An 11597-nucleotide genomic window follows, 5' to 3' on the forward strand; every position below is an offset into this window, starting at 1 on the left:
ACGGCAGGAATCTGCGCCTGTCGGTGATGACCGTGTTCGGCGGCGTGCCGATCCCGCGCCAGGTGCGCCAGCTTGCGGGCGGCGTCGACGTGCTGGTGGCGACGCCCGGCCGGCTGCTCGACCTGATCGACCAGCGCGCGCTGACGCTGCGCGACGTCGAGATCCTGGTGCTGGACGAAGCCGACCAGATGCTCGACCTGGGCTTCATCCACAGCCTGAAGCGGATTCACAATCTGCTGCCGAAGAAGCGCCAGTCGCTGTTCTTCTCGGCCACCATGCCGAAGACGATCGCCGATCTCGGCGACAGCTTCCTGACCGATCCGGTCAAGGTGTCGGTGGCCCCGCCATCGACCACCGCCGAGCGGGTCGACCAGTATGTCACCTTCGTCAATCAGGCGGAGAAGCAGGCTTTGCTGACGCTGACGCTGCGCGCGACCGAAAATCTCGACCGCGCATTGGTCTTCACCCGCACCAAGCATGGCGCGGACCGTGTGGTGAAGCATCTCGTCGCTGCGGGCATCGCCGCCAACGCGATCCACGGCAATAAGAGCCAGCCGCAGCGCGAGCGCGCGCTCGCCGCGTTCAAATCGGGCGAGGCGCCGATCCTGGTGGCGACCGACATCGCCGCGCGCGGGATCGACGTGTCGGGTGTCAGCCACGTGTTCAACTTCGAACTGCCGAACGTTCCGGAACAATATGTCCACCGCATCGGCCGCACCGCGCGCGCCGGCGCGACGGGCATGGCGATGGCGTTCGTGGCGGATGACGAGCGGCCTTACCTGCGCTCGATCGAGAAGCTGACGCGGGTCAAGCCGACCGTCACGCCGCTGCCGGAGAATTTCCTGGCCGAACAGGCGAAGCTGCCCAAGCCGGCGAAAAGCGACGACCGCCCCGAACGGCCGCACGGCCAGCGTCCGGGTGGTCATGGCCAGCGTCGTCACGACGGCGAGCGGCCGGCCGGCGGCGCGCCCAAGCGTCGCTTCGGCCCGCGTCCGGGCGCGCCGGGTGCGCACAAGGGCGCGGTCCGCAAGACCGGCGGCCGTTGATCGCTGGAGGCTCCCGCCGAATGGCAGGAGCGTTCCCGCCTAGCGCCTGACGCTTTGTGAAAAGGGCCGCTCGCTCATGCGGGTGGCCCATTTCTTGTTGGGCGCGGACTGCATGACGAAACGCAACTCGCCGCCGGCCATGATCTCGGCATGGGTGATGTAGCTGCGCGGTAAGGGGCGTCCGTTGAGCGTCACCGCCCCGACATAGGGATGGGCATCGCCCAAACCTTCGGCAATCACGCGGAAACTCTTGCCATTGGGCAGCGCCAGCGTCGCTTTCTCAACGAACGGCCGGCCGATCGCATATTCCAGGCTGCCCGGCGTCACCGGATAGAAACCGAGCGCGGTGAACACCAGCCAGGCCGACATCTGGCCGAGATCGTCATTGCCGGCGAGACCGTCGGGCGTCGGCTTATACTGGCTGCCGACGATCTGCGTCAGACGCGCCTGCGTGCGCCACGGCGCGCCGGCATGGTCATAGAGATAAGCGACGTGGTGGCTCGGCTCGTTGCCGTGGATATATTGGCCGATCAGGCCGGCAATATCCTCGGCATGACTGTAGTCGATCTTGCTGTTATCGTAATCGAACATGGCGTCGAGCTTCGCCACGGCTGCCTTGTCGCCGCCCATCGCCTTGAACAGCGCCGCCTGATCCTGCGGCACGAACCAGCTATATTGCCAGGCATTACCCTCGGTATAATCCGATCCGTAGTTGATCGCGGTCGGATCGAACGGGGTCCGAAAAGCGCCGCTGCTCAGCCGCGCGCGGACGAAGCCGGTCTTCGGATCGAAGCTGTTGCGCCAATAGCCTGCGCGCTTGTCGAATTCGGCGGCGATATCGGCCCGCCCCATCGCGCGCGCCATCCGCGCGATGGTCCAGTCGTCATAGGCATATTCCACCGTCTTGGAGGCCGCCTCCGGCTCCTTGTCGATCGGCACGTAACCGCGCGCCATATACTCGCCGAGGCCGCCATAAGGGGCGTAGCGCGCGCTCGCGACCATCGCGTCCAGCGCGGCCTTCGCGTCGAACCCCGTCACGCCCTTCAGATAGGCGTCCGCGATCACCGGCACCGCGTGATAGCCGATCATGGTCCACGTCTCGCGACCCTGGAACTGCCACACGGGCAGGATCCCGAACGGGCTTGCCTGCTGGCTGGCGATCAGCGAGCGGACGATGTCGCGATTGGCCTCCCTCGGCGCGACCAGGGTCAGCAGCGGATGTTCCGCGCGGAACGTGTCCCACAGCGAGAAGGTGGAGCGGAAGGTGAAGCCGTCCGCCTGGTGTACCTGGTCGTCCGGCCCGCGATAGCGCCCGTCGGCATCGCCCGCGACCGACGGCGCGATCAACGCGTGATAGAGTGCGGTATAGAGGTTGGTCCGCATCGGCGCCGGCGCGGCGATATCGAGCGGCGCGAGCGCTTGCTCCCATGCCGCTTTGGCCTGTGCGTGGATCGCATCGAAATCGCCGGGCTCGCCGGCGAGGTTGGCGACCGCACCCGCCTCGTCGACCGACGAGAGCGCGACCTTCACCTCCAACGGCGCCGCGAGCACGCCGAAGTCGAGTTGCGCGACCAGCGCGCGACCCTGCAGCTCGGCCAGGGCGTCGCTGCCCCGGCCCGGCCCCTGAAAGCCCTTATAGGGAACGTCCCGTTCCGTGCTGACGAAGCGATGCCCCGTCAGCGGCGCCGAAAAGCGCATCGCGAACCACAATTTGCGGCCCGGCGCCCATCCGCGCGTCTCGCGTATCCCGGTCAGCAAACCGTCGGGACGAAGCCGTAGCGACGACCACAATATCTTGCCGGGATAATTGTAGAGCGCGCTGCGCAGGTCGAGCACGAGGTGGGCGGGCGTGCCCGCCCCGAAGGTATAGCGATGCACGCCGACCCGGGAGCCGGCGGTCATCTCGGCGCGCACCCGCGCATCGGCGAGCGTCACGGCATAATAGCCCGGCTTCGCCACCTCGTCGGCATGCGAGAAGCGCGAACGATAGCCGGAGCCGGGCCTTGCGGGGTCGCCGGGTTCGAGCGGCACCGTGACGCCGGACACCGGCATGACGAGGAAATCGCCCAGGTCGGAATGGCCCGCGCCCGAAAAATGCGTGTGACTGAAGCCCTGAATGGTCGGATCGTCGTAGCGATACCCCGCCGCATGCGCGTAGCAGGCACGGATCACGCACGCCGTGTCGGTGTCGGGGCTGAGCTGCACCATTCCGAACGGCGCCACCGCCCCGGGGAAAGTGTGTCCCTCGCCGCCCGTCCCGATGAACGGATCGACCGCATCATACCCGCCGCCGGCGATCGCCGGCGCGGCCAGCGCGAACGCGATGGCGGGCCACGGGCGGCGCATCAGCGTGCGCGCCGCTTCTTCATCTGGTGGCGGATGAACCACGCAATCCCGGCGAGCACCGCGACGCCGATCACCGCGTCCATGCTATGAAGGACCTTCGACAGCCGGCTGTCGCTATTCCACGCCGCCCCCAGCTTCATGCCCACCCATGCCAGCCCGAAACACCACGGCCACGACCCGATGAAGGTATAGGCGTGGAAGCGGAGGAGCGGCATCCGTGCCATGCCCGCCGGAAAGGCGATGAAGGAGCGCACCGCCGGCAGCATACGGCACACGAGCACCGTAATGCTGCCCCAACGCAGGAAGAAACGTTCCGCGCGGTCCAACTCATGCACCGACATCAGCACATATTTGCCGTAGCGCTCGACGAATGGCCGGCCCAGCCGCTTGCCGATCTCGTAAGCCGGGATCGAACCCAGGTTGCAGCCGATCGCCCCGGCGGTCGCCACGGCGAACAGCTCGAACCGCCCGGTCGAAACCAGATAGCCCGCAAACGGCATGATGATCTCGGACGGCAAGGGCACGCAGGCGCTCTCGATCGCCATCAGCGCCACCACGCCGAGATAGCCGCCGGCGGAGATCACCGCGATGATCCAGGCGGCGATCGGAGCGATGATTTTTTCCAGCATGCACGCGGCTGTGGCAAGCCGCGTGCATTCTGTCGAGCGTCAGAGCACGTACTTGCTGAGATCGGTGTCCCTGGCCACGCTCGCCAGCTGCGCGTCGACATAGGCGGCGTCGACCGTGACGGTCGTGCCGGTGCGGTCCTCCGCGTGGAAGCTCACATCCTCCAGCAGTTTCTCCATCACCGTCTGCAGCCGGCGCGCACCGATATTTTCGATGCTGTCATTGACCTGTGCCGCCGTGCGGGCGAGCGCAGCGATGCCGTCCTCGGTGAAGTCGATCGCGACCTGTTCGGTGCCCAGCAGCGCGCGATATTGCTCGGTCAGCGAAGCGCGCGTCGCCGACAGGATGCGGACGAAATCCTCCTCGGTCAGCGGCTTCAGCTCGACCCGGATCGGCAAGCGGCCCTGCAGTTCGGGCAATAGGTCGGACGGCTTGGCGACGTGGAACGCCCCGCTCGCGATGAACAGGATATGGTCCGTCTTCATCGGCCCATATTTGGTCGCGACGGTGGTGCCCTCGATCAGCGGCAGCAGGTCGCGCTGCACGCCCTCACGGCTGACCGATCCGCCGCGCACATCGCTGACCGCGATCTTGTCGACCTCGTCGAGGAAGACGATCCCGTTGGCTTCCGCATCGGCCAGCGCGACGCGCGCCACATCCTCCTGATCCAGCCGCTTGTCCGCCTCCTCTTCGACCAATTTGGTCCAGGCGGAGCGGACCGACAGCTTGCGCCGCTTCATCCGCTGTCCGCCGAGCTTGCCCATGATGTCGCCCAGGTTGATCATGCCGACCTGGCCGCCCATTCCCGGGATCTCCATCGGCATCCCGCCGCTATCCTCGACCTCGATCTCGACCTCCTTGTCGTCGAGATGGCCGTCGTGAAAACGCTGACGGAAGCTGGCGCGCGTCGCTTCCGACGCATCCTTGCCGACCAGCGCATCGATCAGCCGCGCCATCGCCGCGTCCTCGGCCTTGTCCTTCACGGCGGCGCGGCGGCGCTCCTTCTCCAGCCGGATCGATTCCTCGACCAAGTCGCGCGCGATCTGTTCGACGTCGCGGCCGACATAGCCGACCTCGGTAAACTTGGTGGCTTCCACCTTCACGAACGGCGCGTCGGCCAGCTTGGCCAGGCGACGGCTGATCTCCGTCTTTCCGCAACCGGTCGGCCCGATCATCAGGATATTCTTCGGGCTGACCTCATCACGCAGCTCGGGCGCGAGCTTCTGCCGGCGCCAGCGGTTGCGAAGCGCAACCGCAACGGCGCGCTTGGCATCGTCCTGGCCGATGATGTGGGCGTCGAGGGCAGCGACGATGGCCTTGGGGGTCAGGGAGTCGTTCATGTCTCGCTCGAAGAAGGCGCGGACGCGCCAAAGGGGATGTCGATCGATTTGGGGGCGCGGGCCCCAGGTTCAAGCGGGTGGGGTCAGGCCTGCGCCGCGTTCTCGATCACCTCGACCGTCACGTTGCCGTTGGTGAAGACGCAGACCTCCGCCGCGATCTCCATCGCCTTGCGCGCGATCTTCTCGGCATCGTCTTCATAATCGCCCAGCGCCTTGGCCGCCGCCAAGGCGTAATTGCCGCCCGATCCGATCGCCGCAATTCCCGCCTCAGGCTCCAGCACGTCGCCATTTCCGGTCAGGATCAGCGACACGTCTTTGTCAGCAACGATCATCATCGCTTCCAGATTGCGGAGATACTTGTCGGTCCGCCAATCCTTCGCCAGTTCGACCGCCGCGCGGAGCAATTGACCGCGATGCGCCTCAAGCTTCCGTTCGAGCCGATCGAACAAGGTAAACGCGTCGGCGGTGGCGCCGGCGAAACCGCCGATGACCGATCCGTCGCCCAGCCGCCTCACCTTGCGCGCGTTGGGCTTGATTACCGTGTTGCCAAGACTGACCTGCCCGTCGCCAGCCACCACGACCTTACCGTTCTTACGCACCGAAACGATCGTCGTCCCGTGCCACCCGATCTTGTCTTCGCCCATGCCTGTCCTTTCAGGGCGGCGATATGGGTAGGCCGTTCGCGGCGCGCAACATTGTTTTGGCGTCGCAATAACAACAGTGGACCAACGCGCTTCCGCAACGATTATTGATGAACTGATACCGTAATCAATGCTGGTATCGACTGAATTCTGGTTATATGGGCGTCCCTCCAGTAGGAGCAGTAAAAGTGGCGAACGAGAGTCAAGAGTTGATTACCCTTACCGCAGACATTGTGGCAGCGCATGTCAGCAATAACAGCGTGCCGACGGTCGAAGTCGCAAACCTGATTCAGAGCGTTTATTCTGCACTGCAGTCGGTTGGCGGCCCTGCGCCGGAGCCGCAGCAAGAAAAGCCCAAGGGCGCCGTCTCCGCGCGCGCGTCGATCAAGGCGGACCATCTTGTCAGCATGATCGATGGCAAGCCGTACAAGATGCTGCGCCGCCACATTGCGCAGCATGGCTATACGCCCGACAGCTATCGCGAAACGTTCGGCCTGCCGCGCGACTATCCGATGGTCGCCGCCAACTACACCGAGCAGCGCCGCGCGCTCGCCCACAAGATCGGCCTTGGCCGCAAGCCGCGCGGGGCCGCCCCCGCCCCGGCCGCCAAGCCCGGGCGCAAGCCCAAGAATACCGACGCCTGACGTCGGCCGGCCGCGCGTTCCCGGCCTGGGACGCGCGGCAAGCGGCATGCGGCGGTTGCCGCTCCGGATCGATCGGCGCATAGGCGCATCGTGTCCCGACAAGAAGATCCCTCCCCCGCCGCGCCGACGGTGCGCGCGTCCGAGCCCGGCCTGCGCTTCCCGTTCTTCGTCGCGCTGATCGCCAGCCTGATGGCCGTCACCCCGCTCGGCATCGACGCGATGCTGCCTGCCCTGCCCGAGATCGGGCGGGCCCTGAACGTGGACACCGAAAACCACCAGCAGTGGATCATCGCGATCTACGTGTTCGGCTTCGGCGCCGCGCAGCTGGTCTACGGCCCTTTGTCCGACAGCTATGGACGCAAGCCGTTGCTGGTAGTCGGGCTCGTCCTGTTCGCACTGATGAGCATCCTCGCGGGCTTCGCAGCTAGCTTCCATCTGCTGCTGGTCGCCCGCCTGCTGCAGGGTATCGCCGGCGCCACCGGGCGTGTCCTGGTCGTCTCGGTCGTGCGCGACTGCTTCGCCGGACGCCAGATGGCGCGGGTGATGTCGATCTCTTTCATGATCTTCCTTGCCGTGCCGATCCTGGCGCCGACGCTTGGGCAGTTCATCCTTTTGTTCGGAAACTGGCGGCTGATCTTCTTCGTGCTGGCGGGCTTCGCCGCGCTCGTCGCGCTCGTGACCGCGCTCAAGCTGCGCGAGACCTTGCATCCCGAATTCCGCCGCCCCGTCGCGGTTCGGCCGATCGCGCAGGCGGTACGTCGCACGCTGACCAACCGGAACGCTTTGGGCTATACGCTCGCGCTGACCTGCGTCTTCGGCGCGCTGATGGGGTTCATCAATTCCATCCAGCAGATTTTCGCCGACGTATTCCGGGCGCCCGAGCGGTTTCCGCTCGTCTTCGCCTGCATCGGCTTGGCCATGGCCGCCGCCGCCTTCACCAATGCGCGGATCGTCGAGCGGCTGGGTACGCGCCGCGTCTCGCATACGGCGCTCATCGGCATGATCCTGCTCGGCGGGCTGCATACGCTGGTCGCGGCCGCCGGCATGGAAACGATCGTGACCTTCACCGTCCTGCAGAGCGCCACGATGTTCTGCTTCGGCCTGCTCGGATCGAATTTCGGATCGATGGCGATGGAGGAGGTCGGCGAGATCGCCGGCACCGCTTCGTCGGTTCAGGGCTTCGTATCGACCTGCGGCGGCGCGCTGCTCGGCCTTGCGGTCGGGCAGTCGTTCGACGGCAGCACGGTGCCGCTGGCGCTGGGCTTCTTCGTGCTCGGGGCGATGGCATTGCTGGTCGTGCTGGCGACCGAACGCGGCCGCCTGTTCCGCTCGCACCATATCGCCGCCTGACGATCAATAATCCCGCGACACCCGCACGTTGGCGCTCTGGCGCCCGATGGTGGAGATGGTCGAGAGCACCGACAGCCAGCGCGTGATGCGATACTCGATCGTGGTCGCGGAGTAGCCTGCGCCGTCGGTGATCAGCTCGACATAGGTGCGCCGTCCGATATTCTTGCCCGCCGCGACCGAGGTCTTTTGACCGGTGGTGACATCGGCCGGCAGGATGCGCAGCCGGTCGAGCCGCACCGCCCTGCGCACCGCGTTGATCGGATCGAGGTTCATGCCCCCCCCGCCCCCGCTGCGCAGCGATGCGACAGCCGCGGCCAACTGGAGTGCTTCGGGCGCGGACAGGTTGGTGATCGATGTCCCGAACAGCAGGCGGGACAGGAGTTCATCCTCCGGCAGCGCGGGTACGCTCTGAAAGTTGATATCGGGCCGGAGCCCCGTCCCCGTCACGCGGATGGTGGCGTTGAAGCCCTGCACGTCGGCCAAAGCGGTGATGTCGAGCACGGGGTCCGGCGGCGCATCGCCGGTGAAGCGGATCATGCCGCGATCGAGTTCGAACCGGCGGCCGGCGAACTGATAGCCGCCCCGGATCAGGTCCATGCGGCCGCCGATCGCCGGATTGTCGACCGCGCCCTTGATCGTCAGGTCGGCGCGCCACTCGCTGTCGAGGCCGAGGCCGGTGACCATGAAGCGGCTGCGCGCCCGCGCCTTCAGGTCGAGCCGCCACGGCGGCGGTGGCGCGCGATCGATCATGTCGTCGGGACGGTTCAACTCGGTCACCGCGAGATGCGGAACCTGCGCGGCGGTGGCGTTGCCGAGGCGGAAGCGCCCGCGACTGAGCGTGACGTCGCCGCCGATCGTGCCCCCGATGCCATCGGATTGAAGCGTGAGCGGCCCGGTCACGGTTGCGGCGATATCGTCACGGGCCAGCAGCGCCGCATTGTCGGCGTTCAGCGCGAGGTCGATGCCCAGGCCCCGGCCTGCGCCGAAGGTGAAATTGCCTCGCCCGGTCACGCTGCCGTCGCCTGCCCGCCCGGTCATCTGATCGACGATCAGGCGCGAGCCGTCGAAGCGACCCGATGCCTTGATGTTCTGGATTACGGTGCCGCTGACCGCGCTTTCCAGGCGGCCATTATCGGTCCGCATCGTCCCCCGGATCGAGGGATCGGCTGACGTACCGCCGATGTCGGCGGCGACCGAGATCGGCCCCGACAGGTCGATCGTTTCGACCCCGATCAGCCGCCACAGCGTATCGGCCGGCCCGGCATAGCGCAGCTGGGCGAAGAGCGGGGCGGCGATCAGGCGGCTGACGATATCCTCGCCCGGCGGCATGGGCATCATCCGCGCCTGCGCCCGGCCGATCGTGCGCCCGCCGCTCGTCACCACCGCCCTCCCGCCCGCCCCGTTGGCGGTCAGCACGGCGGCGAGGCCGAGGTCGACCGGCTGCGAGGTCAGCACCAGTCCCGATCGCGTGAGGCCGCGCACCGCCATGTCGAGTCGACCGGAGGGGGCGCTCCCCTGGTCATGACGATAAGCGAGCTTGCCCGTCGCATGGCCGCCGAAGCCCAGGCTGGGATTGAGCAGATCGAGCACCGACAGCGGCATGCGCTGAACCTGGAGGTCGTAGGCGGTCGAGGTCCGTGCGAACCGCCCGGAAACCTCCGCCGACCCGCCGAGATAGGTGACGCGCGTCGGTTGGAGCTGCCACGCTTCGTCGCTCATCACGAGCACGGCGGGCTTGGCAAGCTCGACCGGGCGCCCTTCGATCGTGCCGCCGCCCGCGACCGTCAACCGGTCGGGAGCGATCGTTAGATCAGTCCTAAGATTGAAGGCGCGGCCGCGCGCGCCCGACGCGGTCAGCGTCGCCCTCCCCGCCCCCGCGCGAAGCTGCGCCTCGCCCCCCAGGCGCGAGACCGAGAGGGTTCCCCGCCGCACACCGAATCCCGTCGCGCGCCCGTCGATTGCGGTGCCCGCGGGATCGAGCAGGATCGTACCGTCGATCCGCCCGCGCGCGATCGAGATGGGGGTCGAGGCGGCAATCACGGCTTCGTTGAAGCGCAAATGCGGCTCGATCCGTTGGATCGCGCTCTGCGGCCCGAACCCGATCGTTCCCGTGATTCCGCCACCCTGCACCGCCAGTTCGCCCGAAAAGGCGCCGGGATCGGAACGGAGCGTGCCCCGCGCATGCGTGCCAGACACGGCGATGTCCGCCACCTCGATCACAGTCGGCTGGCCGGGCGGGGTGCGGATCGCTCCGCCGGCCTGGAACGGCCCGGCATAGGACCCACCCGCCGCGCGAAAACGAAAACCTTGCGGATCGGGATCGAGATCGAATGCCACCCGCGTCAGGCCGAGCGCCGGCACCGGCGCGTCGAGCAGCAAGCGCACCTGCGGCCGATCGATCTGCCCGTCGAGATTGATGCGGAACGGGCCATAGCTGTCCTGCCGCCCTTGCCCATCGAACAGGAAAGTGCCGTCGCGGCGGCGGATTCCCGCGCCGGTGATGCGGACCGCCGGCCCGGTCAGGACCAGATCGGAGAAATGCAGCACGCCGTCCGGGCTGCGGACCATTCGTGTGTCGATCCGCGGGTTGCCGCCCGCGATCGAGCGCAGAAAAGCGTTGTCGAAGCGACGCACCACCGCCTGCGCGGTGCCCGCTATCACCGTCCCCCGCCCGCCGGGCCCGGGCAGGACGGTCACTTTCGACGTTACATCGACGATGCCGAGCCCGGGGATCAGGTATCGGGCCAATCCACCCGCCAGCGCCACGTCATACCGCCCGGTGACGAGATCGATGCGAAGCTGGAGCGTGCCCCGCAGCTTGTCCGAAGTGAGCGCGAGGTCGCGCCCGACCAGCGTCTTCGGATCGACCCGCAGCACGCCGGCGACGTTCAGGTTCGCCAATATGCCCCCCGCCACGTCCCCTGCCCCGGTGACACGCGCGGCATGCAGACGGATCGGCACCGCGATCGGTGTGCGCGACAGCCGCCCCGCGCCGGTCGCGACCACCTGATCGAACCCGGTCTGGTCGAAGGCGATATGCGGGGCCGCGAGCCGGTAGCGGAAGGAAGCCGTCTCGAACGCCCCGTCGAGGTCAACCTGAAGGCGGACGTTGCGGCCCGTCATGTTGGGAAAGAGCGCGGGCGGGCGCAGCAGATCGGCGTCGATCCGCACCCCGCCGAAGCGCGACTGCGCAAGGTCGAGCATCCCGCGCGCGGCGAGGCGGAGCGCGGGACTGGCCAGCGCGACCCGCCCGGTCAGCCTGCGCTCCGCCAGATCGGCCTCGCCCCGGATGGTGATGCCGGGCGCCGTCAGCCGCTGTGCCTTCCCCTGCAGGAAGGTCGACGGCGCGGCCGTGCCCGACAGCAGATAATGCCCAGCGCGCACGCCAAGCGCGAGGTCGGTCACTCGCCTGCCGCCAAGCATTCCGCGCGCCTGACCATCCCATCGCGCCCAGGTTCCGCGACCCGCCACGCGCAGCGCGATCGGCTGGCGCAGGCCCGCCAGTCCCGCGAGCACGCCGCCCGTGGGCCCGTTCGCGCCCGCGATGAGGCGGAAGCGGTCGCCATCCGGCTCGGCATCGAGATCGATCAGCACGTCGTCGCC

General features: G+C 67.5%; 8 protein-coding genes. 3 read left to right on the forward strand and 5 right to left on the reverse strand.

Going from position 1 to position 11597, the window contains the following annotated elements:
- The coding region (locus tag ACOJSF_RS12055) for a DEAD/DEAH box helicase (RefSeq protein WP_420142443.1) at positions 1 to 1046 on the forward strand (1046 nt) is incomplete at its 5' end.
- A 39-nt stretch (positions 1047 to 1085) separates the two neighbouring features.
- Here ACOJSF_RS12055 and ACOJSF_RS12060 read toward each other — a convergent pair.
- The 4 genes from ACOJSF_RS12060 to hslV all read right to left on the reverse strand — a co-directional run bounded on the left by ACOJSF_RS12060 (position 1086) and on the right by hslV (position 6003).
- On the reverse strand, positions 1086 to 3392 hold the full coding sequence (locus ACOJSF_RS12060; protein ID WP_420142444.1) for a GH92 family glycosyl hydrolase: 2307 nt from the start codon (positions 3390 to 3392) through the stop codon (positions 1086 to 1088).
- Positions 3392 to 4021, reverse strand: a complete 630-nt coding sequence (locus tag ACOJSF_RS12065; protein WP_420142445.1) for a DedA family protein — start codon at positions 4019 to 4021, stop codon at positions 3392 to 3394. The genes ACOJSF_RS12060 and ACOJSF_RS12065 overlap by 1 nt, the downstream gene beginning before the upstream one ends.
- A gap of 39 nt (positions 4022 to 4060) precedes the next feature.
- Positions 4061 to 5359 carry an ATP-dependent protease ATPase subunit HslU gene (hslU, locus tag ACOJSF_RS12070; RefSeq protein WP_420142446.1) on the reverse strand — a complete coding sequence of 433 codons (1299 nt, stop codon included), beginning with the start codon at positions 5357 to 5359 and terminating at the stop codon, positions 4061 to 4063.
- A gap of 83 nt (positions 5360 to 5442) precedes the next feature.
- Positions 5443 to 6003: an ATP-dependent protease subunit HslV gene (hslV, locus tag ACOJSF_RS12075; protein ID WP_420142447.1), complete on the reverse strand. Its 561-nt coding sequence runs from the start codon at positions 6001 to 6003 to the stop codon at positions 5443 to 5445.
- Positions 6004 to 6158: 155 nt separating this feature from the next.
- Between hslV and ACOJSF_RS12080 the strand changes: the two genes are divergently transcribed.
- Both ACOJSF_RS12080 and ACOJSF_RS12085 read left to right on the forward strand, forming a co-directional pair.
- Positions 6159 to 6644: a MucR family transcriptional regulator gene (locus tag ACOJSF_RS12080; protein WP_420142448.1), complete on the forward strand. Its 486-nt coding sequence runs from the start codon at positions 6159 to 6161 to the stop codon at positions 6642 to 6644.
- A 90-nt stretch (positions 6645 to 6734) separates the two neighbouring features.
- A complete protein-coding gene (locus ACOJSF_RS12085) occupies positions 6735 to 7994 on the forward strand; it encodes a multidrug effflux MFS transporter (RefSeq protein WP_420142449.1) in 1260 nt (419 codons plus the stop codon).
- A gap of 3 nt (positions 7995 to 7997) precedes the next feature.
- Here the strand turns inward: ACOJSF_RS12085 and ACOJSF_RS12090 are convergent.
- Positions 7998 to 11597: translocation/assembly module TamB domain-containing protein (locus ACOJSF_RS12090; protein WP_420142450.1), on the reverse strand; the 3600-nt coding region annotated here is incomplete at its 5' end.

The organism is Sphingomonas sp., assembly GCF_048594985.1.
Lineage (GTDB): Bacteria > Pseudomonadota > Alphaproteobacteria > Sphingomonadales > Sphingomonadaceae > Sphingomonas_I.

Coding starts and splice junctions, on each gene's coding strand:
- ACOJSF_RS12080 (WP_420142448.1), top strand. CDS start 6,159: ATGGGCGTCCCTCCAGTAGGAGCAGTAAAAGTGGCGAACGAGAGTCAA.
- hslV (WP_420142447.1), bottom strand. CDS start 6,003: ATGGGCGAAGACAAGATCGGGTGGCACGGGACGACGATCGTTTCGGTG.
- ACOJSF_RS12065 (WP_420142445.1), bottom strand. CDS start 4,021: ATGCTGGAAAAAATCATCGCTCCGATCGCCGCCTGGATCATCGCGGTG.
- hslU (WP_420142446.1), bottom strand. CDS start 5,359: ATGAACGACTCCCTGACCCCCAAGGCCATCGTCGCTGCCCTCGACGCC.
- ACOJSF_RS12060 (WP_420142444.1), bottom strand. CDS start 3,392: ATGCGCCGCCCGTGGCCCGCCATCGCGTTCGCGCTGGCCGCGCCGGCG.